Raw genomic sequence first — 26124 nt, 5'->3', positions numbered from 1 at the left:
TCGAACGGCCACTGAAAGGACCGGCATGGACTTCGGACTCGTACTGCAGACTGACCCGCCCGGCTCCAGAACGGTCGGCCTCATGCGCCGCGCCGAACGAAACGGCTTCCGCTACGGCTGGACCTTCGACTCGGCGGTGCTGTGGCAGGAGCCGTACGTCATCCACAGCCGCGTGCTGGAGCACACCGAGCGCCTGATCGTCGGCCCCATGGTGACCAACCCCGGCACCCGCTCGTGGGAGGTCACGGCCTCCACCTTCGCCACCCTCAACGAGATGTACGGCAACCGCACCGTGTGCGGCCTCGGCCGGGGCGACTCCGCGATGCGGGTGGCAGGGCGCAAGCCGAACACGCTGGCCCGGCTGAGCGAGGCGATGTCGGTCATCCGCGATCTCGCGGAGGGCCGGGAGGCCGTCATCGACGGAACGCCGCTGAAGCTGCCGTGGGTGAAGGACGGCAAGCTGCCGGTGTGGATGGCGGCGTACGGGCCGAAGGCGCTGGCCATGGCGGGCCGCGAGGCCGACGGGTTCATCCTCCAGCTCGCCGATCCGTATCTGACCGAGTCGATGGTCAAGGCGGTGCGGGTCGCGGCCGCCCAGGCCGGACGCGACCCGGACGAGGTCACCGTCTGCGTGGCCGCACCGGCATACGTCGGGGACGACCTCCAGCACGCCCGGGAGCAGTGCCGCTGGTTCGGCGGGATGGTCGGCAACCACGTCGCCGACCTCGTCTCCCGCTACGGGGAGGACTCCGATCTGGTGCCGGCCGCGCTCACCAGCTACATCAAGGCCCGTCAGGGCTACGACTACGCGCACCACGGCCGGGCCGGCAACCCCGACACCGAGTTCGTGCCCGACGAGGTCGTGGACCGCTTCTGCCTGCTGGGCCCCGCCGAGGCGCACATCGAGAAGCTGCGGACGCTGCGTGAGCTGGGTGTCGACCAGTTCGCCGTGTACGCCATGCACGACGCCACCGAGGCCACCGTCGACGCCTACGGGAGCGAGATCATCCCCGCCCTGACCGACTGACCCGCTCCCGCCTCCACCCCACTCCCAGCCCGAAGAGGTGCATGCCCATGACCGGGACCGCTCCGAGCACCGCACCGGACCCCGAGAGCGTTCCCGGAACGGGCGGCGCCGACCGGGCCGGGCACCAACTCGTCCACCCCGACGGCCGGGTGGAGCTCGCCGAGGGCGCGATACCCGAGAACAGCAGGTTCGCCAACGCCGACCTCCACCCCGTGCCGCTGGCCAAGCGGCGCTGGACGACCTACAACTTCGCCGCCGTGTGGATCGGCATGGCGCACAACATCCCGTCCTGGCTCCTGGCTTCGGGACTCGTCGCCCTCGGCATGGACTGGCGGCAGGCCGTCTTCACCATCGCCCTGGCCAACGTGATCGTGCTCCTGCCGATGCTGCTGACCGGGCATGCCGGGCCCAAGTACGGCATACCCTTCCCGGTGTTCGCCCGCGCCTCCTTCGGACTGCGCGGGGCCAACCTCCCCGCGATGATCAGGGCGGCGGTGGCCTGCGCGTGGTTCGGCATCCAGACATGGATCGGCGGCCAGGGCATCTTCATTCTGCTCGGCAAGATGTTCGGTGGCTGGACCGAGGCAGGCCGCGTCGCCGGGCAGCCATGGACTCTCTGGGTCTGCTTCCTGCTGTTCTGGGCGCTCGAACTGGCCATCATCTACCGGGGGATGGAGGCGCTGCGCCGTTTTGAGAACTGGGCCGCGCCGTTCGTACTCGTCGGCGCGTTCGTGCTGCTGGCGTGGATGGCCGTGAAGGCGGGAGGCTTCGGACCGCTGCTCGAGGAGCCCTCGAAGCTCGGCTGGGGCGCGGAGTTCTGGCCGGTCTTCTTCCCCGCCCTGATGGGCATGATCGCTTTCTGGGCCACGCTGTCGCTCAACATCCCCGACTTCACCCGCTTCGGCGCGGGGCAGCGCGCCCAGGTCTGGGGGCAGTCGCTGGGGCTGCCGACGACGATGACTCTCTTCGCCCTGCTATCGGTGTTCGTCACCTCCGGCTCCCAGGCCGTGTACGGGGCGACGATCTGGGACCCGATCGAACTCGCCGCCAAGACCGACAACGTCTTCGGACTGCTGTTCGCGCTGGTGACCGTACTGGTCGCGACGATCTCGGTGAACATCGCGGCGAACGTCGTCTCCCCTGCCTACGACCTGGCCAACCTGGCCCCCCGGTTCATCAGTTTCCGCACCGGCGCGATGATCACCGGTGTGATCGGCGTGGTGATCATGCCGTGGAAGCTGACGGAGACGCCCGAGCTGTACATCTACACCTGGCTCGGCACCGTCGGGGGCCTCCTCGGCACCGTCGCGGGCATCCTCATCGCCGACTACTGGATCGTGCGGCGCACCCGGCTCGACCTCGCGGACCTCTACCGCGAGGGCGGTGCGTACTGGTACGGCCGCGGCTGGAACTGGCGGGCGCTGGCGGCCTTCGCCCTCGGCGGGCTGCTCGCCGTCGGCGGGTCCTACTCCGCCGCCGGCAAGGGCCCCTTCCCGGCGGACGGCCTGATCCCCTTCCTCAAGCCCTTCGCCGACTACGGCTGGGCGGTGGGGCTGACGGCCTCCCTGCTGCTGTACGTACTGCTGATGCGGGTGAGCCCGCCGCGCGGGACGGCGGACAGCGGTGCGGACAGGGGGGCGGGCAGCGCGGGCAGCGCGGCGGACAAGGGCAGGCGGTGAGACCGGGCGGACGAGCCGGCCCGGGCGGTCCGGGGTGACCGGCTCGACGGCCGGCCCGGCCTCCCCGGCAGGCCCGCTTCACAGTTCGGCGTCGAGGGCGAGGCGGTGCACGCCGGGGAGATGGTCGTCCAGTTCCCCCGGCGCGAACCGCGTCATACCCACCGCGTGCCAAAACTCGCCCGTCACATCGCCCTCGTACTTGTAGCCGCCGCCCGGTGTCACCGCGGCCCAGCCCTCCGGCACGCCGATCAGCATCGCGCGCAGCCCCGGCCGCCGCCCGCCCGCCGCGGTGCCTCCGCCGTCCGGGCCGCTGCCCTCCGGACGGCCCGCTGCCGTGCCCACGTGCGCGGGGACGTTCCACAGACGTACGGTCCCGTCCTCGCCCGCGCTCGCGAGCAGCGATCCGTCGGGGCTGAAGCCGAGGGCGAGGACGCGGCCGGTGTGTCCGGTCAGCCGCGCGGACAGCAGCCCGGATGTGGTGTTCCACAGCCACACGGTGCGGTCGTCTCCCGCCGTGGCCAGCAGCGGCAGCCCCGGATGGGCCGCGGCGGCCCACAGCCTGCCGCGGTGCCCGCGCATCACGTGCTGCGCCTCGCCGTCGCGCCAGACCACGGCCGTGCCGTCCCACGACGCGCTGAGGACCACACCCTCCTCGGCGCCGAAGGTGACGGCGTACACCCGGTCGGTGTGGCCCGCGAGTTCGGCGACGAGGCGGCCGGCAACCGGTTCCCACAGCCGCACACGGCTGTCGTCGCAGCCCGTGGCGAGCAGCGCGCCGTCGGTGCGGAAGGCGATGGAGCGCACCCGGCCGCGGTGCTGCGTCAGGGTGGTCACGTGCGCGCCCGTGCCGCGCCACCACAGACGGACCGAGTCGTCGTCGTTGGCGGTGGCGAGCAGATCGCCGTCCGCGCTGAACGCCTCGGCCCAGGTGTGGTCGGTCTCCACGTCCAGCTCCCGCAGGTACTCGCCGGTGGCGGCGTTCCACAGGTAGACGTCGCCGTCGTTGCTGGCCGTGCCCAGAACAGGGGCCGCGGGGCTGAAGACGGCCGAGACCAGCCGGCCGCCGTGGCCGGAGAGTTCGGCGGTCCTGCGGCCCGTACGCGGGTCCCACATCCGCACGACGCCGTCGTTGCCGCTGGAGGCGAGCCGGGTGCCGTCGGCGCTGAAGGAGAGCGTGTTCACGCGGCGGCCGTGTCCGCGCAGGATGCGCTTGCCCTGCCCCGTCTGCGCGTCCCAGATCTGCGCCCCGCCGTCGTTGCCCACGGTCACGAGCTGGCTGTCCTGCGGGCGGAAGGCGCAGGCCCAGGCGGAGCCGCGGTGTTCGAGCGGCTGCTGCGGCAGGAGCGTCACCGAGTGACGGTCCCTGCCGGGGGAGACCTGCCAGAGCCGGACGGTGCCGTCGCTGTCGCAGGCGGCAAGCAGCCGCCCCTGGCTGGAGAAGAGCACCTGGTACACGCCGCCGGTGCAGCGCTCCAGGGACCCGGCCGGCGCCCCCGCGACGGGGTCCCACAGCCGTACCTGGCCGTCGGTGTCCCCGCTGACGAGCAGATCGCCGTCGGGGTGGAAGTCGAGGGTGTAGACGCGTCCCGTGTGGCCGGTGAACTCGTGCAGCAGTGAGGCGTCCGCCATGCTCCACAGGCGCACCGCGCCGTGCCCGTCCGCGCCCTGGTCGCCGGTGGCCAGCAGCGTGCCGTCCGGGCTGAACCTGGCCCGGTAGAGCGCGCCTTGATGGCCCGTCAGCGTGCCCGTGCACAGACCGGTGCGGGTGTCCCATATGCGCAGCGAGGCTCCCGCGTCGCCCGTGACGAGCGTGCCGCCGTCGGGGCTGAAGACCGCCGTGAAGACGGGCGGGCTGTGGCCGGGGAGCCGGTGCAGGGGCTCTCCCGTCGCCACGTCCCACAGCGTCACCAGCCCTTCGGCGTCGCCCGTGGCGAGCATCCGCCCGGTGCTGTCCAGGGAGACGGGCCAGACCCCGCCCGGGTGGATGTCGAGCCGGTGCAGGCAGCTGCCGGAGACGGGGTCCCACAGCCGTACGGTCCCGTCGGAGCTGCCGGTGGCGAGCACCTCCCTGCGGAACTTGACCGCGTAGACCCGGCCTTCGTGCCCGTGCAGGGTGCGCTGGGAGAGTCCGCTGTCGGCGGCGCACACCAGGACGCCGCCGTCCTCGCTGCCCACGGCGAGCAGTTCACCCTCGGGACTGTAGGAGATCGGCTCCGGCAGCCGGCTGGTGCGCATGTCGAAGCCGTAGGGGACGCCCACGGCCGACGGGCGGAGCCCCGCGTTCACCGGCATGCCGGGAGCGAGGGCCGCCGTGCGCAGTTCGGGTGCCGAGCGGACCCTCGGATCGGTGACGGGGGCGATGAGCGCGGCCCGGTTCCACCGGCTGCCGCTCAGGCGTGCTCCGCGCAGGTCCGTCCTGATCAGTGAGGCCCTGCGCAGGTCCGCGCCCGTCAGGTCCGCGCCGCTGAGGTCGGCGCGGTCCAGACGGGCCCCGGCGAGCCGTGCGTCGGTGAGCTTCGCGCCGGACAGGTCGGTGCCGACCAGACGGGCGTCGGTCAGGTCGGCGCCTGTGAGGTCGACGCCGGAGAAGTCGCGGGCCGAGAGGTCCTCGCCGCTGAGCCGCGCGCCGCGCAGGTCCGCGTCGGCGGGGACCCGCAGCCGGTCGATGACGCGTACGGCGTTGGCCCGTGCGGCCTCGGTCGTACGGGGACCGGGGGAGTTGAGGACGTCCCGCACCCAGGCGGCGCACAGTTCGTGGTCGGCCAGGTCGCAGAAGAACTCCACCGCGAGCTGCGTCAGGGGCCGCACGGAGAGCAACTCGTCGTCCCCGGCTGCCAGCCGGGCGGCGGCCTCCCGTGCGACCAGCCATTCGACGACGGAGCCGTGGATGAACTGGAAGAGCCCCTCCTCCGTACGCACCAGCAGGCTGCCCGCCCCCACCGCCTGCGCGCTCTCCTGCGTGGAGAGCGAACTGCTCTCGGCCAGCCCGCTCAGCGTCCCGGCCACCGTGTCCGTCAGCTCGTCCAGCCGCAGCGCGCTCCTGCCGCTCTCCCACAGGCGCCGCGCGAGGGCCGTCACCGCGGCCCAGAGGTGGTCCAGGGTCAGCCCGGGTGCGGCCCCCGGCCCGCCCTGACCGCGGTGTTCCTCGAAGGTGAGCCACGCCGAGAAGACGTCCTCGTACAGCCCCGCGGGGCTCAGCGCGCGGCCCGCCCCGGCCACGGCCCGCAGCTGGTCCGGATCGAGGTCGGCCACGAAGCTGAGCAGCCGGGGGTTGCTGCACAGGGCGAGCAGGTCGGGGATGTTCTGCAGGAGCTGGAAGCGCTGGTCGGCGACCTCGGTCCCGCCGTAGCGGTTGACGAGGTAGGCGTGGATCTGGGCGGGGAGGAAGCCTTCGAGGGACAGCACGCGGCGCTGGGGCAGCATGCCGACACGTTCGCCGAGGGCCGTGAGGATCTGCGCCTGGGACTTGAAGTGCTGCGTCCGGCTGCTCACCACGATCTTGGCGTTGTCCACCGAGGCGTCGAGGAGGACCTGCAGATGATCGGCGGCACGGTCGTAGCTGACGCGGTTGACCAGTTCGTCGAAGCCGTCGAAGAGGAGGACGACGCGGCCCTGGCCGAGCATGTAGCGCAGGGCGCGGAGATCGATGGTGTCGACGCCGTGGCCCGCGAGATGGGCGGCGACCAGTCCCTCCAGGCTGTGCGCCCGGTCGAGGGTGTTGAGGGGGATGAGCAGCGGCGTGAGATGGGGCAGCCGTTCGGGGATGCGGCGGGCCAGCTCCCGCAGCGCGAAGGTCTTCCCGTGCCCGAAGTCCCCCAGTAACAGCACGAACCGGCCGTGGTCGGCCTCCAGGAGCTGGAGCATGTTCTCCACGAGGCCGTCCCGCTCCTCGCCGTCCGGCCGTTCGGCGTCCCGGTAGCGCTGGGCGAGGTAGAGACCGGGGGAGTAGCGGTCGTCGGCGGTGAGCCTGGCGGTCTGCGCGGCGACGTACGCACGAAGGTCGAGCAGCCCCTGGAACTCCAGGAAGCTGCGTACCCGGATGCCGCGCCGCCCCGCGCGCTCCCGCAGGGAGCTCTCCGGAGGCGGTCCCCCGTGGACGACCTTGGCCTCGAAACCGGTGTCGGTGGCGTGCGCCTGCGCGGTGAAGCGTTCGAGTTCCTCCCCGGTGGGGGTGCCGGGGTGCACGGCGATCCGCTGCTGCCGCACCACCCCCTCCTCCCGCCAGGTGACCATGATCTGCGGCATGTCCGCGCCGCCGCCGCGGGGGACGTCGCGCAGCCGTACGCCCTCCCTGCGGGCCCGGCAGACCTCCCGCACCTGTTCGGCGAGCGAGTCGGCGGGCTCCTCGACGGGGCGGTTGTCCTCCGGCTCCGCCTCGCCGCGGGGGGCGGCCGGCTCGTCGGGTGCGGCGAAGATCCTGTGGGCGCGGCGCCACTGGACGGGAAAGTGCGAGGGCCGGTCACCGCCCTCGTCGCTCCAGCGTGTGACGCCGCCGTCGGTGACGCGCAGCAGTTCGCAGCGTGCGGGGGCCGCCGAGCCGAAGAGGAGCAGTTCGCCGTCGGCGAGGGACAGCTGGGAGTGCGCCGGCTGCGCCGAGGTGGTGCGCGGGCCGCCGCTCGGACCGTGCAGCAGGAGGTGCAGCCGGCGAGCGGTCAGCCGGGCGAAGTCCTCGGTGTCCCGCAGCGGACCGGGCCCGCCCGGCACCTCACCGGGCCGCTGGCGTGCGGCCGTGAGCGGGTGCCGGAGCACGCCCAGACGCAGCCAGCCCTCGTCCTCGTACGTGCGCAGCGCCTCGGCGAACCAGGTGGCCTGGTCGCGGCCGAGGAAGCCGTACTGGTCGTCCGGGCGGTGGCTGAAGGCGATGGAGGAGTTGAACCCGGCGATCACGGTGTGCAGTTCGGGCACGGGGAAGAGCGTCCAGGGCTGGTCGCTGTCGAAGACCGTGTCCATGCCCTGGTAGAGGTCGCGGAACAGCCTCGTGTAGTGGCGCCACTTGGGCCAGTACGGAGGCTGCGGGGCCACCTCGTCCGCCTCGCAGGTGTGGAAGTAGGCAAGGCATGCGGCCTGGCTGACGTCCTGGGTTCCCGGCACCACCACCACCCGCCCGGGCGGCAGGTCGAGCTGGGAGCGGAGCCCGGTGAGGAAGCCGAGGGCCTGGTCGCACTCGCGCGGGCTTCCGGACGCTGTCAGGTCACCGCTGACGACGAGGAGATCGGGGGAGGGGGCGCCGGTGTCCTTCAGCTCCACCAGATCGCTCCAGATCTGCCGCCGCAGCGTGTCGGGTTCACGGCCGCGGCCGAAGTCGGGCCCCGCCACATGCAGTACGGTCACGGCGCCCTGCGCGGGCGCGGCGCCCGGCGACCGCGGGTAGACCGGGGCCCGGGACGGACGGCGGCGGCCGGGCCACCCGGCGCGTCCGAGGGGACGCCGGGCCCAGTCCGGGTTCGCGTCCGGTTGCGGTTCCGGGTTCCCGTCCGCGGCCGTTTGCCCGCCGCGCTGCCCGGGAAGCGCGGCGGGCGGTGCGCCGCCCGGGTAGCCGGGCCGCTCCCCGGGGCGTGCGTGGCCGTCGAGGGCTTGGCCGACGCGGGTCAGGAGCATGCCGCGTGCCGCGCCGCTGTCGCTCACGCCCACCAGATCGACGTAGGTGATGGTGGCGAGCAGCCCCTCGACGGGGATGTCCTCGACACGCACGGTGAGCAGTTTCCGCGCCGGTGCCTCCGGTTCGGCCCGCAGGGCGGCCTGCCACTCCATGCGTCCGTACGTCGAACGCTCGTAGTGGCGGGAGAGGACGGCGATGACGGCCGCGGACTCGCTGACACCGCGGTCCATGAAGTCGATGAAGTTGGTGCCGGGCACGAAGTCCCACGCCTGGATCGCCGTGCGGTAGCCGGCCTCCTCCAGGGTCCAGGCGATCCAGGCCGCCCATGGTTCGTCCGCCGGGGAATAGCTGATGAAGAAGTCCAATTCCCGCGCCCGCCCCACCAGTTCCCCCTCAGCCACCATGGCTCCATCGTAGGAGCGCGGGGCCCGGCCGGGTATGTTTCCGGGGTCTGCGGCGAGTTGCGTGGGCGGGCCATGTGGGAACCTGAGTGCCGTGCGAATCCTCAAGCGCGTGCATTCCCTGGACTGGCTGGCCGCCGGGCTGCTCGTCTGCGGACTCGCTCTGGTCGCCTCGGGAGTCCTGCCGGCCGCCCCGGCGGAGGACGCCATGAGGCGCATCGGGCCGCTGCTGGTCTTCCTGGCCACGGTCATCGTCATGGCCGAACTGACCGGCAGGGCCGAGGTGTTCGACGCCGTCGCCTCCTGGGTCGCCCGCACCGGCCGGGGCAGCTACCTGCTGCTGTTCGGGCTGTGTGTGCTCTTCGCCTCGGTCACCACCGTCACGCTGAACCTGGACACCACGGCGGTCCTGCTGACTCCGGTGATGCTCGCTCTCGCCTCCCGCGTCGGCATCGCGGCCGTACCGCTGGCGATGACGACCGTCTGGCTGTCCAACACCGCGAGCCTGCTGCTGCCCGTCTCCAACCTGACGAACCTGCTGGCGGCGGACCGCGTCGCGCTCTCCCCCGCGGAGATGGCGGCCACCATGTGGGCGCCCCAACTGGCCGCCATCGCCGCGACCATGGCCTGCCTGTGGGGCTTCTACTGGCGCCGGGGCCGCCGCGGTGCCGGCGCCTACACCCCGCCGTCGCCGCTGCGCCCCGCCGATCCCGTGCTCTTCCGCGTCTGCGCCCTGGCCTGCGCGGGCTTCCTGCTGGCGATCCTCGTGGCGGACGTGCCCCTGTGGTCGGCCTCCCTGACGGCGGCCCTCGTCGTCGTCGCCGCCTTCGCGCTCAGACGCCGGGAGGACCTGCGGCTCTCGCTGGTCCCGTGGCGCCTCCTGCTGCTGGTGCCGGGGATGTTCCTGGTGGTGGAGGCCGTCAACCACAACGGCCTGGACCACCTGCTCGCCGCGGCGATGGGGTCCGACGGAGGAGTGCTCGGCATGCTCCGCTCCGCCGGAGTGGGCGCCGGGCTGTCCAACGTGCTGAACAACCTGCCCGTCTACATGGCGGGTGAAGCGGCCGTACCGCCGGGCCACCAGGACCAGTTGCTGGCTCTGCTCATCGGCACCAACGTCGGTCCCCTCGTCACCCCCTGGGCCTCCCTGGCGACGCTGCTGTGGTTCGAGCGCTGCCGGTGGCACGGCACGAGCATCCCCCTGAGGCGCTTCATGGGCACCGGGCTGGTGCTCTCCGTCACGGCGACGCTCGCGGCCACCGCGGCACTCGCCGCGTTCTGAGACGGGCGTACGACCGCGGGGCGCACCGGCGGGGCGGCAGGATCCGGCGCTCAGCCCTCCACGGGACGGGCGTACCCGGCACCGGCCACCGTCTCCAGCAGATACGGCAGCATCTCCCCGCGCGCCGCCACGAAGCTTCGCTCCGAGTCCGGACCCGCGAAGCCCACCCGGAAGCCGCCTCCCGTCAGTGAGCGGAACTCCACACCCGCCTCCGAGGCCAGCAGCGCGCCCGGCGGGAAGTCGATGCCCTCCGCGCAGTATCCGACGAAGCCGTCGATGGCTCCCCGCGCCAGCATGCTCCAGCCCAGCAGCGGCGCCCACAACTGCAGTACCCGCCGGGAGCGCAGCTCCAGCGCTCCCCGCAGCGCCCTCGCCGCCGTGTCAGAGCGGCGCACCGAGTGTCCCTGCGTCCACGCCACGACGGGCCCCGCCGCCGGTACGGGCCCGGCCGGGCCGGTGAGCCTGCCGGAGCCGCCGTACGCGCCCTGTCCGAGCGCCGCGCGCCATGTGCTGCCGGTCACCGGTTCGTGGACGACGCCGACCACGGGTGCGCCCTCGACGCACAGACCGATCCCCACCGCGTACGCCGTCAGGCCGATGGCGACGTTGTTGCTGCCGTCCAGCGGATCGACCAGCCACGTCCGCCGGCCGAGCGCGTCGAAGAGCCCCGCCTCCTCGGAGATGATGCGCTCGTGCGGGAAGTGGGTCTGCAGACGTGCCAGTATCAGCTTCTCCGCCGCCAGGTCGAGGTCGGTGACGACGTCGCCGTCCTCGCCCTTGTGCCCGACCGTGTGCGCCCGGCGGAAGCGGGAGGCCAGCATCGCGCCGGCCTCCTCGGCCGCCGCGACGGCCACCTCCTGCTCGAGCTCGTACGTTCCGTGTGTTCCTGCGTCCGGGTCACCGGCGCTGCTGGGCATGGACCCTCCTGAGAGCTGTCCGCACGCTCCGTTGCGTGTGTTCTGCCCCGCACAGCCGCCGGACAGTGCTGTGCCCGTCCCCGCACAGCGGTCCGAGTACGAGGTCGCTGCGTCCCGGCAGGGACCTGCCCAGGACCAGCGTCGCGGCGGGCGCGTCCCGCGTGACGAGGGTGGCGTGGAACTCGCCGGCCGGGAGGGTGTACGTCTGGCCCCGTGAGCTGGTGTGTCCCTCGCCCGGCTCGCACCGCACCAGACGCTGTGTGGGGAGCAGTTCGTCGACGCCGGTGGGGTCGCTGCGCACCTCGAAGACGCGGTGTGTGGGTGCACTCGGCGAGTCCCTCACCCGAACGGGAACGTTGGCCACCGTTCCGTAGAGCACGTGGCTGCGCAACTCCCAGCTGTGGGCGTGCATGACGGCGCCCGCGGCCGTCCCGGGGCCGCCTGCGGCGGCGTCGCTCCCGCCGTCGGCGAAGAGGTGTACGCACACGCCGCGTTCACCGTCACGAAGGAGAGGCAGACACAGGAAACCGAGCGGATGCCGTACGGCGCGTAACTCCCGTCTGCCGGAGGCGATCTCCGCCAGGGCCTCGGCCGCGGCGTCACGCGGGGCGTGCGGGGCCGCCGAGCTGTCCCTGAGCGCGTGTTCGAGGTCGTCGTAGTCCATGGGCGCCGGGGCTTCTCACCTCCGGTAGGGGTCCTCGGCGTGCAGTGCCTTGTCAATGATCTCGCCGACGTCGCCGTCGGAGAAGACGGCGGGGAGCTGGAGGTCCAAGTGGGCGAAGACAGCCCGCACTTCGTCCACGGTCGGGGACTCGCTCAGCGGCGGCAGGCCGTGCAGATGGAGCCTGGCCGCGTGCTCCCTGCTCTGGTGGAGCTCGGTGACGTAGTAGTCGTAGAGCGGCTGGTCGCGGGCCACCAGGAGGCTGACGCGGTTCGGGTCGTCCTGCGTGATGACGAGACAGGAGTCGGACAGGTCGAAGCGGAGCGTGGGCACTCCCGAGGAGAGGTGCACGCTGATGTCGAGAGTGTCCAGGCGCTGCTGGAACCAGCAGGCGGCCAGCACGGTTGCGTAGGACTCCTTGCGGGTGCGTTCCATGGTCCAGACGTCGGCGGCACCCACGTTGCGCTGACGGGCGAAGGTGTGGCGGAAGCGCGCATAGTCCGCACAGGTCCGCTCGTTGGCCGGGTTGATGATGTCGATCTTGACGGTGAGCGGCGAGCGCTGCTGCGTGGCCCGCTCCACACACCTGGGCAGCGTCACCGCCCGCAGATAGGTGCCGGTGCCGCCCTTGAAGTACCAGCGGCCCGTCTCCTGCCGGGCCTTCTGCAGCTCCTCCCCGACCTCGTTGCCCGACAGCGAGCGCACCATCGCCAGGTCCTCCAGGGTGCGGCGCGTCTCCGCGGCCACCTCCCGGATGTCGGTCCTGCGGCGGACGCGTTCGGTCATCGAGCCGATGGCCAGGGCGCCAAGGACCAGCAGGGTGGCGCCGGAGGCGACATCGTCGCTGACCACGTCGCCGAACACGTCCAGGAACCCGATCGTCAGGCCCAGTCCGACGGCGATGACGACGTCCAGGTTCCTGATCACCCAGCCGATGCCGCTCTCCAGGCGCCCTACACGCTGTGCCACGAATCCACCCCTCCCCGTGATGGCCAGCATCGTAGGAGGAGCGCGGAGCCGCCCGCCAGGCGGCCTGCGCACCGGGCCGGGGCCGGGAGCCCGACCCGTCCCCGGCGGGCGGCAGTCGGGAGGCGCGCTGAGATGGTCCCGGAGTCGTCAATACTGTACTCTATGGTGCACTGAAGTGTTCTCGCATGGAGGGAGAGCCGTGGAGGCCGAAACCGGTGCTGTCCGGCGCGGACCCGAGGCCCTGCACCGCGTGCTGGATGCCGCCCGCATCGCCCCCGAAGTCGCCGCACTGCGCCCCGACTACCGCGCGCTGCTCGTCGCAGCCGAGGGCCTGCGTCCCGGCCCCGGGGACGAGTTGAGCGAGAGCATGCTGACCGCCGCCGAGAACTCTGCCTGCCAGGACCCCGGCGCGCACCCCCATGTCGCCGCCTGGCACGAGGCGTTCAGTTCCTTCGGTGCCAAACCCAGACGCCAACGGCCCAGCGTCGACGCCCTGTTGCGCCGCGCACCGGCGGGGCTGCCCCGCGTCGACCGGCTCACCGACATCTACAACGCCGTCTCCGTCACACACGTGCTCCCGGTCGGCGGTGAGGACCTCGACCGCTACGAGGGAGCCGCCCGGCTCGTACGCGCCGAGGGCACCGAGCCGTTCGAGCTCGCCCCCACCGGCGGGCAGGCGGTGGAGCACCCCCGTCCCGGCGAGGTCGTCTGGCGGGACGACGCGGGTGTGACCTGCCGCCGCTGGAACTGGCGCCAGTGCACCCGTACGCGCCTGACGACCGGAACGACCCGCGCCCTGTTCGTCCTCGACGCACTCGGCCCGATGAGCGACGACGCGCTGCGGGCCGCGGGAGAGGCGCTGACCGGCGCGCTGCTGCACGGCAGTGCGGATGCGCGGGCCGCGACGAGGCTGGTCAGGGCACCGGACGCCGCCGGCGCGACGCCGTAGGGGTGTCCCTGCGGCGGAGCATCGGCAGTGCCATACGGGAAGGTGACCACGTGTGCGTACGCACGCGTGGACGGACGGACGGGGCGAGCCGTCCGTGCGTACATGCGTCGGTGCGCAGCAGGCGGCGTTGAGCCGTGCGCAGCCCGCCGTGATCTACCCGCCGTGCTCACTCCCGTCGCAGCCGCTCCAGAAGCGGCTGCAGCGCCTCACCGATCGGCTCGCGCACGATCTCGTCCGCAAGCTCGTCGTACGGCGTGGGCTCCGCGTTGACGATGACGAGCCGCGCGCCGTGCCGTGCGGCGACCTCCGCCAGGGACGCCGCGGGCTGCACCTGCAGACTCGTGCCCACCGCCACGAAGATGTCGCACGCCTTCGCCACCCCGACCGCCTGGCCCAGCACCTCGGGGTCCAGTGACTGCCCGAACATCACGGTCGCCGACTTGAGGATGCCGCCGCACTCCGGGCAGTCCGGGTCCTCCTCGCCCGCCTCGACCCGCTCCAGGGCCTCGGCCATCGTCATACGCCCGTCGCATCCGGTGCAGACCACGCTCCGTGAACTGCCGTGCAGTTCGAGCACCTTGCGGTCCGGGAGGCCGGCGAGCTGGTGCAGTCCGTCCACGTTCTGCGTGATGACGCGAACCGGCGTCCCCGACTGCTCCAGTGCGGCCACCGCCTTGTGGGCGGCGTTGGGGCGGGCGTTCCAGGTGGGGCTGGAGCGGCGCATCTGCCAGGACCGGCGGCGGATGCCGGGATCGTTCATGTAGTAGTCGTAGGTGACGAGCTTCTCGGCCTCGGGGTCGCTGCGCCAGAGCCCCTGCGGTCCCCGGTAGTCGGGGATGCCGGAGTCCGTGGAGATCCCCGCTCCGCTGAGGATCGCCAGCAGCGGTCCGCGCCGGGAGTCCGCGGCGTGGGCGGCGTGGGCGGCGTGCGCGGCGATCGGTTCGTCCGGTGTGGGCCCGTGGGAGCCGGAGGGGGTCACCATGCCCGCCAAGGGTAGTCACCCGCCGGCGGCACGCAGGTCACGGCGGGTGGAGCGTTCCTCACCCAGCGGTGGGTGCCGCTGGTCCAGCCCTCGAACAGGCCCTTGTCAGCGGGCTGTCCACGGCATACCGTCGCCGCGCCCTGACCTTGCACACAGGAGCCACCTCACCGTGTTCACGACCCGCCCCACCCTCCAAGGCACCTTCGGCATGGCTTCCTCCACCCACTGGCTCGCCTCGCAGACGGCGATGGCGGTCCTGGAGGACGGCGGCAACGCCTACGACGCGGCCGTCGCCGCCGGCTTCGTGCTGCAGGTCGTCGAACCCCACCTCAACGGCCCCGCGGGTGAGGTGCCCCTCATCGTGGCGCCCGCCGGGGGACCGGTGCGGGTGCTGTGCGGGCAGGGTGTCGCGCCGCGCGGTGCGAGCGTGGCGCACTACACCTCGCTCGGCCTCGAACTCGTCCCCGGCACGGGCCCGTTGGCCGCGGCTGTGCCCGGTGCGTTCGACGCGTGGCTGACGCTGCTGCGGGACCACGGAACGCTCTCCCTGGAACGCGTGCTCGGTTACGCCATCGGCTACGCCGAACGCGGCCACCCCGCCGTGGACCGCGTCGGCGAGACCGTGGAGACGGTACGGGAGCTCTTCGAGACGGAGTGGACCACCTCCGCCGCGCTCTATCTGCCCGGCGGCCGCCCGCCCGCGCCCGGGGAGCTGCTGAAGAACCCCGCGCTCGCGGCCACGTGGCAGCGGCTGCTGACGGAGTCCGCCGCCGCCGGACCGGGCCGTGAACAGCGCATCGACGCCGCCCGGCGCATCTGGCGCGAGGGTTTCATCGCCGACGCGCTCCTCGCGGCCTCGGCCCGCCCCACCATGGACACCTCCGGCGAGCGCCACACCGGCACCCTCACTGGAGACGACCTCGCCGGCTGGGAGGCGACGTACGAGGACCCGGTCACCTACGACTGGAACGGCTGGACGGTCTGCAAGGCCGGTGCCTGGACCCAGGGCCCGGGCATGCTCCAGCAGCTCGCGCTGCTCGCGGACGAAGTGGCCGCCGGCGACGTCGAGTTCGCCGACACCGGCAGCGGCCACACCGGCTTCGCCGACCCCGCGCTCGTGCACCGCCTCATCGAGGGGACGAAACTCGCGATGGCCGACCGCGAGGCCTGGTACGGGGACGCCGCAGGAGCCGCCGCCGTCCCCGTCGCAGAACTGCTCTCCGCGGACTACAACGCGGCGCGGCGTGCCCTCATCGGCGAAACCGCGTCCTTCGCGCTGCGCCCCGGCAGCCCCGGCGGACGCACGCCGCGGCTGGCCGCACACGCCACCGCCGTCGCCGGCGGCCACGACGCCCACCGCGCCGCCGGTGCGGCTGCCGCCGGAGCGGGTGAGCCGACCGTCGCACGCGACGGCGCCACCAACGGCGACACCTGCCACCTCGATGTCGTCGACCGCTGGGGCAACATGGTCAGTGCCACGCCCAGCGGGGGATGGCTGCACTCGAACCCCGTCGTGCCGGAGCTGGGTTTCCCCCTCGGCACCCGCCTGCAGATGGCCTGGCTGGAGAGCGGCCTGCCCAACTCCCTGACCCCGGGCCGCCGTCCGCGCACCACGCTCACCCCCTCGCTGGCGCTGCGCGACGGGCAGCCGGTGCTCGCGTTCGGCACGCCGGGCGGCGACCAGCAGGACCAGTGGCAGACGCACTTCTTCCTCGCCGCCGCACTCCGTCCACACGTACGCGGCGGACTCGACCTGCAGGGCGCCATCGACGCCCCCAACTGGCACACGGACAGCTTCCCCGGCTCCTTCTACCCCCGCGCCATGCGTCCCGGCAGCGTCACCGTCGAGTCCCGTGCCGGGCGGTCCCTGCTGGACGGACTGCGGCAGCGCGGGCACGAGGTGGAGGCCGGACCCGACTGGTCGGAGGGGCGGCTGAGCGCCGTCGCCCGCGATCCGGAGACGGGAGTGCTGAGCGCGGCGGCCAACCCGCGCGGCATGCAGGGGTACGCCGTAGGGCGCTGACGCGCGAAGCCCGAGCGGCCGTGCCCCGCCGCCCGCCCACCGTCACCCGTCCCGCGTCCCCGCGTCCCCGCGTTCCGGGGGAGTGGAGGAGGGAGGGGCAACCGGGCGCGTCCGACCGCGCCGCGGCCCTCGTGCTTCCATGGGGACATGATCGACGATGAGCTGGTCACGGCAGTCGAAGGTGCCATCCGCAGGACCGTCGCCGAGGAGGTGATGCCGCGGTGGCAGCAGCTCGCCGACCACGAGGTGGTGGAGAAGAGCGGTCCGCACGACCTGGTCACGGTCGCCGACCAGCGGGCGGAGGAGCAGCTCAGCCGCACCCTGGTCAACCTGCTTCCCGGCTCCGTGGTCGTCGGCGAGGAGGCGGTGCACGCCAGGCCCGCCACGTACGAGGCGCTGCACGGCCAGGCGCCGGTGTGGATCGTCGACCCCATCGACGGCACACGGCAGTTCGTGCGCGGCCATGACGGCTTCTGCACCCTGGTGTCCCTCGCCCGGTACGGCGAGACCGTCGCCTCCTGGACGTACGGCCCGGTGCGGGACGAGATGGCGGTGGCCCGGCACCGCGGCGGCGCCCTGCTCAACGGCGAGGCGCTGCGGTCCGGGATGCCCGAACCCGGCAAGGTGCTCGAAGTGGCCACCTCCCACCCGGACTTCACCACCGACGAGCAGAAGCGGGCGCTGCTCGGGCTGCGCACGGAAGGGGTCGCCCCCCGGCCGTGCGGCTCGGCCGGCCTGGAGTATCTCGCCGTGGCGCGCGGCCGGGTCGACGCGGTGGCCTTCAGCTGGGAGGCTGCCTGGGACCATGCGGCGGGCCTGCTGCTGGTGGCCGAGGCCGGCGGTGCGAGTGCCACGATCGGGGGAGTGCCGTTCCGCCTCGCGGGCGGCAACGCGCTTCCCTTCACGGCGGCGAGGGACGCGGGGACGGCCCGGCGTATTGTGAACCTGCTGCGCGCCGGCAGCTGACCGTCGGCGAGTGACCTCACGGGCGAGGGGAGAGCCGACAGTGCCATCGATTAGGGACGCGGTCGTCGTCGGAGCCGGGCCGAACGGTCTGACCGCGGCCGTCGAACTGGCCCGCCGCGGTTTCTCGGTGGAGCTCTTCGAGGCGATGGACACCGTGGGAGGCGGCGCGCGCACCGAGGAGCTGACGCTGCCCGGTTTCCGCCACGACCCCTGCTCGGCGGTGCACCCCACCGGCGCGGGCTCACCCGCTTTCCACCGCATGCCGCTGGCGGAGTACGGGCTGGAGTGGCTGCACCCCGAACTGTGCATGGCGAACCCGTTTCTGGACGGTACCGCGGCTGTGCTCTCCCGCTCCGTCACCGAGACCGCCGAGTCCCTGGGCCGGGACGCGGGCGCCTACCGGCGGCTGGTGGCCCCCTTCCTCGGCAGGTGGGACACCCTGGCCGCCGACTTCATGGGCATGGGCTCCTGGTTCAACGGCCGCTTCCCCGAGGACCCGGTGCTGCTGGCCAGGTTCGGGCTCGTCGCGATGCAGCCCGTCAGCATGCTCAACCTCCGCTTCCGGGACGAGAAGGCACGGGCGCTGATGGCGGGCATGGGCGGCCACGTCATCGCCCCGCTGAGCACACCGGGCGTCAGCGGCGCCGCCATGTGCTTCGCCCTCGCCGCGCACGCGAACGGCTGGCCCCTCCCGCGGGGCGGGTCGCAGGCGATCTCCGACGCGCTCGCCGCTTATCTGCGTGCGCAGGGCGGCCGCATCCACACGGGCACGGAGGTCAAGCGACTCGACGAACTCCCGCCCGCACGCGCCTACATCTTCGACACCTCACCGAAGGCGCTGGCCCGTATCGCCGGCCTGGGCAACGCCTACGACAGCTTCCGGTACGGAGCGAGCGCGTTCAAGATCGACTATGCACTGGACGGCCCCGTGCCCTGGACGTCTCACGCCGCACGCCGCGCCGGCACCGTGCACGTCGGGCCGACGGCCGGCGCGATCGGGACGGCGCTGAAGGACGCGGTCTCGGGGCGCGCCCCCGAGCGGCCGTTCCTCCTCACCGCCCAGCCGAGCCTCGTCGACCCCGGCCGGGCGCCGGAGGGCAAGCACGTCTTCTGGGCCTACGGGCACCTCCCCAACGGATGGGAGGGCGACGCCACCGAAGCCGTCGAGCGTCAACTGGAGCGCTTCGCACCGGGGTTCCGCGACCGTGTGCTGGCCCGTGCGACGGCGGGGCCCGCGCAGCTCGCCGCCCGCAACGCCAACTACGTGGGCGGTGACTTCGCGGCCGGCGCCGTCGACGGTCTCCAGTTCCTGCTCCGGCCGAAGCTGACCCGCCGTCCGTACAGCACCGCGCACCCGGCCGTCTTCCTGTGTTCCTCCTCGACACCGCCGGGGCCCGGAGTGCACGGCATGTCCGGACATCATGCGGCTCGGGCGGTATGGCGGAGGCTGCGGCAGCGGGTGTGAACGCCCGGGGACGGCTGTACTCGGGCGGTCGCCGTATTTGCGGGCGCTGACGTTGCGGATGCCATGGTGGGCAGGGGGCATGGCCGGATAGGGTCGCATCGGCGCGACTGCCTGTTCGAACGCAAAACACACCCAGGGGCAGAACCATGACGACGACGGCGCGCGTACTGATCGCCGCGGACAAGTTCAAGGGATCACTGACGGCCGTCGAGGTCGCCGAGCGGATCACAGCCGGGATCGCGCGGAGCCGTCCCGGCACGAGCGTGGAGGCCCTGCCGGTCGCGGACGGCGGCGACGGCACGGTCGCGGCGGCCGTCGCGGGCGGCTTCGAGCGGCACGAGGCTGAGGTCACCGGGCCTCTCGGGGCACCCGTGACCGCGGCCTTCGCGCTGCGTGGCGAGCTGGCGGTGGTCGAGATGGCAGAGGCATCGGGCCTCCAGCTCATGCCGCCGGGGGTGTACGCACCCCTGACGGCCACCACGCGCGGGACCGGCGAACTGCTGCTCGCCGCGGTCGGCGCCGGGGCCCGCCGCGTCGTCCTCGGTGTCGGCGGGTCGGCGACCACCGACGGCGGCGCCGGCATGCTCGAAGCGCTCGGTGCCCGTTTCCTCGACGAGGACGGCGACCCGATCCCGCACGGCGGCGGGCCGCTGGTGGAGATGGTCTCCGCCGATCTCTCCGCGCTGGACGAGCGGTTGAAGAACGTCGACATCGTGCTCGCGAGCGACGTCGACAATCCGCTGACCGGCCCCAAGGGTGCTGCGGCCGTCTACGGTCCGCAGAAGGGCGCCGGCGAGGAGGACGTGCAGGTCCTCGACGCCGCGCTCGCCCACTTCGTGCAGGTGATGGGGGAGTCCGTGGGGCCCCGCGCGGCCGAGACCGCGGAGGCGCCCGGCGCCGGTGCCGCCGGAGGCATCGGCTACGGGGCGCTGGTCGGCCTCAATGCCACGTTCCGGCCCGGCATCGAGGTGCTCCTGGAGGTGCTGGGCTTCGACTCCGCGCTGGAGCGTGCCGATCTGGTGATCACGGGCGAGGGTTCGCTGGACGCGCAGACGCTGCACGGCAAGGCTCCGGCCGGTGTCGCCGCGGCGGCCCGCAAGGCGGGGAAGCCGGTTCTGGCGGTGTGCGGACGGCTCGACCTGGACAGCAGGTCCCTCAAGGGTGCGGGAATCGAACGGGCTTACGCGCTGAGCGAGTTGGAGAAGGACCCCTCCCGCTGCATGGCCGAGGCGGGCCCCCTGCTGGAGAAGCTGGCGGAACGCCTCGCAGCCGAACGCCTCTGACACGCCCCTCGCAGCACCAGCACCAGCACCAGCACCAGCACCAGCACCAACGCCGACGCGCCCGCGCCGCCTGCTCAGGCGGCGCGGGCGCGGCTGTCCGTGCCGGAAGGCTCTCTCTCCGCCGGTTCCCCGGCCGCGGTTAGCGGACCCCGTGCCGCCGGCGCTTCCGGCCCGGTCCGGTTCCCCAAGGAAATGTTAGTGTCTAACATCAGGGGCCGGATCAGGCCGGACGGGACGAGGGCGAGGGCCGAGTGCCATGGGCAAGAGCGAGCGGACGCGGGCACGCCTGGCCGACGCCGCCCTGGAACTCTTCGAACGCCAGGGGTTCGAACAGACCACCGTGGCCCAGATCGCCGCCGCCGCCGGGGTCACCGAGATGACCTTCTTCCGCCACTTCCCGGCCAAGCACCAGGTCCTCTTCGAGGACCCCTACGACGCCCTCATCGCCGACGCGGTCGCCGCCCAGCCGCAAGACCTCCACCCGCTCCGCAGAGCGGCGGGCGGCCTGCGGCAGGCGTGGTCACACGTACCGGAACCGGACGGGGACGTCGTACGCCGGCGCGTGCGCATCGTGGCGGACACGCCCGCCCTGCGGGGCGAGATGTGGCGCAACAACGGTGAGACGGAGCGCCTGGTCGCCGAACAGCTCGTCCGGGACGGGACCGGCCCGCTGCGTGCCAAGGTGGCCGCCGCGGCCGTGCTCGCAGCGGTGACCGCGGCGCTCCTGGAGTGGTCCGTCAGTGAGGCCGCGCCCCTGGGCGAGGCGGTGCTCACGGCGCTGGAGACGGTGGAGGGCGGCAGGGATGAGTGAAGTCCGCCTGCGGGCGAGGAGATTGAACCGCACGTTCCCCGGCGGCGCCGGCGTGCACGACATCGACCTCGATGTCGGGGCCGGACAGATCCACGTCCTGGTCGGGCTCAACGGGGCCGGAAAGACCACGCTGATGCGCCTTCTGCTGGGGATGCTGCGCCCCGGCTCGGGAACCGTACGCCTGGGCGGGCACGGCCTCGGCGAGGTGTCAGCAAAGGACTGGGCGAGGGTCGGGCACCTGGTGGACCACCCCCTCGCCTACCCCGAACTCGCCGCCGGCGCGAATCTCGCGGTTGCCGCCCGGATGCGCGGCGTACCGCGCCCGCGCATACCCGCCATGGTGACCCGTGCGCTGGCCGAACTCGACCTCGAACAGTACGCGCGGGTACGGACGCGGGTGCTCTCGAGCGGCAACCGGCAGCGCCTCGGGGTCGCCGGCGCGCTCCAGCACGACCCGGACCTGATCGTGCTGGACGAGCCGACCGGTGCCCTCGACCCGGCCGGAGTCATCCTCGTGCGGGAGGCCCTGCTGCGCAGGGCGGACGCGGGGGCCGGGGTGCTCGTCTCCAGCCATCATCTCGACGAGGTGGCGCGGATCGCGCACCGCATCACGGTCGTCAACCGCGGCCGGACGATCGGCACGCTGGACCCGGACGGCGTGGACATCGAACGGTCCTTCTTCGCGCTCGTCCACGCCGACGACGAACGGAGGAAGGGATGAACACCGCGTTCGCGGCGGCGCTGTCCGTCGAGGTCCGCAAGTTCGCCGCGTCGCGGGTCGTGCGGAGTGCGACCGCGCTGGTCGTCGCGGGCATCTCGGTGCTGACCGGTTCGATGACCGCGGCCGCCGAGGCCGGCAACGAGAAGATCCTCGCGCAGCTCGGGGAGTTCGCCGACGCGGAGGGCTGGGACCGGCTGGCGGGTGTGGCCGCCCAGATCACAGGAGCGGGCGGGCTGCTCGGCTTCGGGGTCGTCCTGGCATGGGCGGTGGGGCGGGAGTTCGCCGAGGGCACGGTCAGCGGTCTGTTCGCCCTCCCGGTGTCGCGGGCGACCGTCATGGCGGCGAAGCTGGCCGCGTTCGCCCTCTGGACGGCGGGTGTCGCGGTCGCGCTGGTGACGGTCCTCGCCGTGACCGGCCTCGCCGCGGGCAACGGCGCACCCGACGGCGAGGCGCTCGCCGGGCTCGGGAGGCTGCTCGCGCTGGCCGTGCTGTCCGGGTTGCTGGCCGTGCCCGCGGCGTGGGTGGCGACGCTCGGCAGGGGACTGCTCCCGGGCATCGCCACATCGATCGGTACCGTCGTCGTCACGCAGGTCATGGTCGTCTCCGGGACCGGTGCCTGGTTCCCCGTCGCCGCGCCCTCGCTGTGGGCCATGCAGCCAGGGGAGGTCTCCGCCGCCCAGCTGGCGCTGGTCCCGCTGGTCCCGCTGGTCTCGGGCCTGCTGGCCGTGCGCGCGTGGTCACGCCTCCAGCTCGACCGCTGACGGGGAGCGGCCCGGCAGCCGCCGGCGTGAGCTGTAGCGGCAGCCGCTCCCTCCCGCGCGCCCGGGCCCCCGCGCAAACGGACCGGACCGGGCGCCGCGGTCGGCGGCCCGGTCCGGTCCGTTTCACGTCCATGCCCGGCCGTTCGTGCCCTCGGGCCGGGAAAGTGCCCAGGGGTGCCTGACAAACAGGTCGTTCGCCCGGCCGGACGCCCTCTAGCCCTGCGCGGCGGTGCGCGCCTCGCGCCGGTTGTCGCGGAAGGTGTGCACGCGGCGGGCCGTCGCGAACAGCGGGATGACGGCGCCCAGTACGACCTGCAGCGCGCAGCCGGTCTGCAACAAAACCTCGCCGCCCGGCGCTTCGAACGCCCAGGCCGCCAGCAGCCCCATGCTCGCCACGATCCAGCCGAGCATCGCCACGGCGAGCCGTCCGCGCGGCTTGGGGTACTCGACGCGGCTCACCATCAGCCAGGCGACGCCCACGATCGCCAGCAGCGTCGGCACGAAGGGCAGCTCCAGCAGGACGATCGAGACGACCGTCAGAGCCCCGAAGGGCCCAGGCATGCCCTGGAAGATCCCGTCCCGCATGGGTACGCAGGAGAATCTGGCAAGCCGCAGCACCACCGCCAGCAGCACCACGACGGCGGCCACCACCGAGACCCGCTGATGCGCGTCGCTGGCGACCATCCCCCAGGTCACCACGAAGTAGGCGGGGGCCAGCCCGAAGCTGATCAGGTCGGAGAGGTTGTCCAGCTCCGCGCCCATCGCCGAGCTGCGCAGCTTGCGCGCCACCAGGCCGTCGAAGAGGTCGAAGACCGAGGCCAGCAGCATCAGCATCACCGCGGTCGCGGCGCTGTGCCGCGCCATGCCGCCGTCCTCGCTGCCCGTCAGGTGCGGGATGAGTACGCCGGTGGTGGTGAAGTAGACGGCCATGAAGCCGCAGGTGGCGTTGCCGAGGGTGAGGGTGTCGGCTATCGACAGCCGCGTCGAGAGCGGCATCTCGTCGTCGTCCGCCTCGGCCTCGGCGACCCAGACGGCGGCCTGAGTGTCGGGATCAATCACAGTCAAGACGAGTCACCCCCGCGGTTGTGGCCTGGCCGACCTCGACGCCGGTCTCGACCCCTTCGGGGAGGTAGACGTCGACGCGTGAGCCGAAGCGGATCAGGCCGATGCGGTCACCCTGCTCGACCTTGCAGCCCCGCGGCACGTACGGAACGATCCGGCGCGCGACGGCCCCGGCGATCTGGACCATCTCCACGTCGCCGAGCTCGGTGTCGAAGTGCCACACCACCCGCTCGTTGTTCTCGCTCTCCTTGTTGAACGCCGGTACGAAACCGCCGGGGACGTGGTCCACGGACGTCACGGTGCCCGACAGGGGAGCGCGGTTGACGTGGACGTTCAGCGGGCTCATGAAGATCGCGACGCGGGTACGTCCGTCGTGCCACGGCATGATGCTCTGCACCACGCCGTCGGCCGGCGAGATGACGCGGCCCTGAGTGATCTCGCGGTCCGGGTCGCGGAAGAACCACAGCATGCCTGCCGCGAGAGCGGTGGCGGGCACGGCGACAGCGGCTGCTCTCCTGGAGCGGCGGGCCCGCAGGAGGCCGACGGCGGCGGTGGCCACGGTCGGGAGGAGCCACGGCGATGCTCCGCGTGCGATACGGACTCGGCCGCTGGTTGCAGAGGAGGGGCTGTGGGGCATGTAAGACCTTCGTAGCGGAGGGAGCCGCGGCGGTGATCGGGGGACGGCGGCTTTTCGGGATGTTATCGGTTACCGGTGGCAACTGGCCAAGCCAGTACGTCAGTCCGTGGCCGAAATCCCGGTCCGAGGTGCCGTCCCGAAGTCCGGGATGACACCTCGAAAAGGGACAATCACCCCTGAAAGCGGTACTCCTCCAGCAGGCGGCGGCCCACGATCATTTTCTGGATCTCGGCGGTTCCTTCACCGATCAAGAGCATCGGCGCCTCCCGGTAGAGCCGCTCGATCTCGTACTCCTTCGAGAAACCGTACCCGCCGTGGATACGGAATGCGTCCTCCACGACCTCCTTGCAGTACTCGGATGCGAGGTATTTGGCCATCCCCGCCTCCAGGTCGTTGCGCTGACCGGCGTCCTTCTTCCGGGCGGCGCCCACCATCAGCGCGTGCGCGGCCTCGACCTTCGTGCCCATCTCGGCCAGCTTGAACTGGATCGCCTGGTGCTTCGCGATCGGCTTCCCGAACGTGTGCCGTTGCTGTGCGTAGTCGATGCCCAGCTCGAAGGCGCGCTGAGCGACGCCGCAGCCACGCGCCGCGACATTCACCCGCCCGACCTCGACGCCGTCCATCATCTGGTAGAAACCCTGCCCGGTCCTGCCGCCCAGTACGCGTGCGGCAGGGACGCGCAGGTCCTGCATGACGAGTTCGGTCGTGTCGACGCCCTTGTAGCCCATCTTGTCGATCTTCCCGGGGATCGTCAGCCCCGGACGGACCTCCCCGAAGCCGGGCTCCTTCTCCACCAGGAAGGTCGTCATCGACTTGTGCGGCGCCGTGCCCTCCGGATGTCCCTCGTCCGTACGGCACAACACCGCGACCAGCGTGGAGGAGCCGCCGTTCGTCAGCCACATCTTCTGCCCGTTGAGCACGAAGTCGCCGTCGTCGCCGCCCTCCCGCACGCCCTTGGAGGTGATGGCCGACACGTCCGAGCCCAGCCCCGGCTCCGACATGGAGAAGGCGCCCCGGACCTCGCCGGTGGCCATCCTCGGCAGGAAGTGGTCCCGCTGCTCCTGCGTGCCGTGCTGCTTGAGCATGTACGCGACGATGAAGTGGGTGTTGATGATGCCGGAGACGCTCATCCAGCCGCGGGCGATCTCCTCCACGCACAGGGCGTAGGTGAGCAGCGACTCACCGAGACCGCCGTACTCCTCCGGGATCATCAGCCCGAACAGGCCCAGTTCCTTCAGCCCTTCGACGATCTCCGTGGGGTACTCGTCCCGGTGCTCCAGCTCCGTGGCGACAGGCAGTATCTCCTTGTCGACGAAGCTGCGGACCGTGGAGAGGATCTCCCGCTGGATCTGTGTGAGACCTTCTGTCTGCGCGAGCCGCGCCATCTCACTCGCCTCCCTTCGCCGCGCCCCGCGGGCCGGCCTGCTCGCGCAGGACGGGGCGTCCCGGCTGCTCGCCGCCGCGTTCCCGCACGTAAGCCTCGGTGGGGACCATCACCTTGCGGCGGAAGACGCACACGAGCGTCCCGTCCTGGTTGTAGCCCTTGGTCTCGACGTGCACGATCCCGCGGTCGCTCCTGGACTTCGAGGGGATCTTGTCCAGTACGGTCGTCTCGCCGTAGACCGTGTCGCCGTGGAAGGTCGGCGCCACGTGCTTCAGCGACTCGATCTCCAGGTTGGCGATGGCCTTGCCCGAGACGTCCGGCACGGACATGCCCAGCAGCAGCGAGTAGACGTAGTTGCCGACGACGACGTTCCTGCCGAAGTCGGTGGTCCCCTCGGCGTAGTTGGCGTCCAGGTGCAGCGGATGGTGGTTCATGGTGAGCAGACAGAACAGGTGGTCGTCGTACTCGGTGACGGTCTTGCCGGGCCAGTGCTTGTAGACGTCCCCGGCGGTGAACTCTTCGTAGGTACGGCCGAACTGCATCCG

20 protein-coding genes are annotated in these 26124 nt (G+C 72.4%); 11 read left to right on the top strand and 9 right to left on the bottom strand.

Translation table 11 applies throughout. The annotated features are described in order from the left end of the window. Positions 1-25: 25 nt before the first annotated feature. Together H343_RS0105085 and H343_RS28970 are read left to right on the top strand one after the other, a co-directional pair. Complete coding sequence (locus H343_RS0105085) at positions 26-1027, top strand: TIGR03842 family LLM class F420-dependent oxidoreductase (RefSeq protein ID WP_028430255.1); 1002 nt, start codon at positions 26-28, stop codon at positions 1025-1027. A gap of 47 nt (positions 1028-1074) precedes the next feature. Continuing rightward, a complete protein-coding gene (locus H343_RS28970) occupies positions 1075-2706 on the top strand; it encodes an NCS1 family nucleobase:cation symporter-1 (protein ID WP_051264591.1) in 1632 nt (543 codons plus the stop codon). 78 nt (positions 2707-2784) lie between these two features. On the opposite strand, the gene H343_RS0105075 is transcribed toward H343_RS28970, so the two are convergent. Then, positions 2785-8709, bottom strand: coding sequence for a WD40 domain-containing protein (locus H343_RS0105075; RefSeq protein WP_028430254.1), 5925 nt, complete (start codon positions 8707-8709; stop codon positions 2785-2787). A gap of 118 nt (positions 8710-8827) precedes the next feature. Here H343_RS0105075 and H343_RS0105070 point away from each other — a divergent pair, with 118 nt between their 5' ends. Continuing rightward, positions 8828-9988 (top strand): SLC13 family permease, encoded by a 1161-nt coding sequence (locus H343_RS0105070; RefSeq protein ID WP_037902583.1) that lies wholly within the window; start codon positions 8828-8830, stop codon positions 9986-9988. Positions 9989-10038: 50 nt separating this feature from the next. Here the strand turns inward: H343_RS0105070 and H343_RS0105065 are convergent, their stop codons facing one another. The 3 genes from H343_RS0105065 to H343_RS0105055 are packed head-to-tail and all read right to left on the bottom strand — an operon-like array spanning position 10039 to position 12535. Next, on the bottom strand, positions 10039-10905 hold the full coding sequence (locus H343_RS0105065) for an inositol monophosphatase family protein (RefSeq protein WP_028430252.1): 867 nt from the start codon (positions 10903-10905) through the stop codon (positions 10039-10041). Continuing rightward, positions 10886-11569, bottom strand: coding sequence for a hypothetical protein (locus H343_RS0105060; protein ID WP_028430251.1), 684 nt, complete (start codon positions 11567-11569; stop codon positions 10886-10888). Before H343_RS0105060 ends, H343_RS0105065 begins: the two co-directional genes overlap by 20 nt. Before the next feature lie 15 nt (positions 11570-11584). Beyond that, positions 11585-12535 carry a hypothetical protein gene (locus H343_RS0105055; RefSeq protein WP_486586790.1) on the bottom strand — a complete coding sequence of 317 codons (951 nt, stop codon included), beginning with the start codon at positions 12533-12535 and terminating at the stop codon, positions 11585-11587. Positions 12536-12734: 199 nt separating this feature from the next. On the opposite strand from H343_RS0105055, the gene H343_RS0105050 reads away from it, so the two are divergent. Next, complete coding sequence (locus H343_RS0105050; RefSeq protein WP_051264589.1) at positions 12735-13484, top strand: phenylalanine--tRNA ligase beta subunit-related protein; 750 nt, start codon at positions 12735-12737, stop codon at positions 13482-13484. A gap of 166 nt (positions 13485-13650) precedes the next feature. On the opposite strand, the gene H343_RS0105045 is transcribed toward H343_RS0105050, so the two are convergent. Then, positions 13651-14466, bottom strand: coding sequence for a Sir2 family NAD-dependent protein deacetylase (locus tag H343_RS0105045; RefSeq protein WP_078505011.1), 816 nt, complete (start codon positions 14464-14466; stop codon positions 13651-13653). A 169-nt stretch (positions 14467-14635) separates the two neighbouring features. Between H343_RS0105045 and H343_RS0105040 the strand changes: the two genes are divergently transcribed. From H343_RS0105040 to H343_RS0105010, 7 genes are all read left to right on the top strand, one after another. Next, positions 14636-16489 (top strand): gamma-glutamyltransferase, encoded by a 1854-nt coding sequence (locus H343_RS0105040; RefSeq protein WP_028430247.1) that lies wholly within the window; start codon positions 14636-14638, stop codon positions 16487-16489. Positions 16490-16636: 147 nt separating this feature from the next. Further along, positions 16637-17455, top strand: coding sequence for an inositol monophosphatase family protein (locus H343_RS0105035; RefSeq protein WP_028430246.1), 819 nt, complete (start codon positions 16637-16639; stop codon positions 17453-17455). A gap of 40 nt (positions 17456-17495) precedes the next feature. Then, the gene (locus tag H343_RS0105030) at positions 17496-18920 is read left to right on the top strand and encodes a phytoene desaturase family protein (RefSeq protein WP_028430245.1); all 1425 of its coding nucleotides are present in this window, start codon (positions 17496-17498) and stop codon (positions 18918-18920) included. Positions 18921-19066: 146 nt separating this feature from the next. Continuing rightward, positions 19067-20203 carry a glycerate kinase family protein gene (locus H343_RS0105025; RefSeq protein WP_028430244.1) on the top strand — a complete coding sequence of 379 codons (1137 nt, stop codon included), beginning with the start codon at positions 19067-19069 and terminating at the stop codon, positions 20201-20203. A 256-nt stretch (positions 20204-20459) separates the two neighbouring features. After that, positions 20460-21014 (top strand): TetR/AcrR family transcriptional regulator, encoded by a 555-nt coding sequence (locus H343_RS0105020; RefSeq protein ID WP_028430243.1) that lies wholly within the window; start codon positions 20460-20462, stop codon positions 21012-21014. Between the two features lie 22 nt (positions 21015-21036). Then, positions 21037-21735: an ATP-binding cassette domain-containing protein gene (locus H343_RS0105015; RefSeq protein WP_486586789.1), complete on the top strand. Its 699-nt coding sequence runs from the start codon at positions 21037-21039 to the stop codon at positions 21733-21735. Next, positions 21732-22496, top strand: a complete 765-nt coding sequence (locus H343_RS0105010; protein WP_028430241.1) for an ABC transporter permease — start codon at positions 21732-21734, stop codon at positions 22494-22496. Before H343_RS0105015 ends, H343_RS0105010 begins: the two co-directional genes overlap by 4 nt. 213 nt (positions 22497-22709) lie before the next feature. Here the strand turns inward: H343_RS0105010 and pssA are convergent, their stop codons facing one another. The 4 genes from pssA to H343_RS0104990 form a co-directional block, all read right to left on the bottom strand. Further along, on the bottom strand, positions 22710-23561 hold the full coding sequence (gene pssA, locus H343_RS0105005; protein ID WP_028430240.1) for a CDP-diacylglycerol--serine O-phosphatidyltransferase: 852 nt from the start codon (positions 23559-23561) through the stop codon (positions 22710-22712). Then, complete coding sequence (locus H343_RS0105000; protein ID WP_028430239.1) at positions 23548-24195, bottom strand: phosphatidylserine decarboxylase; 648 nt, start codon at positions 24193-24195, stop codon at positions 23548-23550. Before H343_RS0105000 ends, pssA begins: the two co-directional genes overlap by 14 nt. Before the next feature lie 170 nt (positions 24196-24365). Continuing rightward, the gene (locus tag H343_RS0104995; RefSeq protein WP_028430238.1) at positions 24366-25580 is read right to left on the bottom strand and encodes an acyl-CoA dehydrogenase family protein; all 1215 of its coding nucleotides are present in this window, start codon (positions 25578-25580) and stop codon (positions 24366-24368) included. Between the two features lies 1 nt (position 25581). Continuing rightward, entirely contained in the window at positions 25582-26121 is a 540-nt protein-coding gene (locus tag H343_RS0104990) for a MaoC family dehydratase (protein WP_028430237.1), read from the bottom strand. Positions 26122-26124 lie beyond the last annotated feature (3 nt).

Source organism: Streptomyces sp. TAA204 (assembly GCF_000424965.1).
Note: the sequence above shows the minus strand (reverse complement) of the source record. Positions and strands in the feature narration are given on the sequence as shown.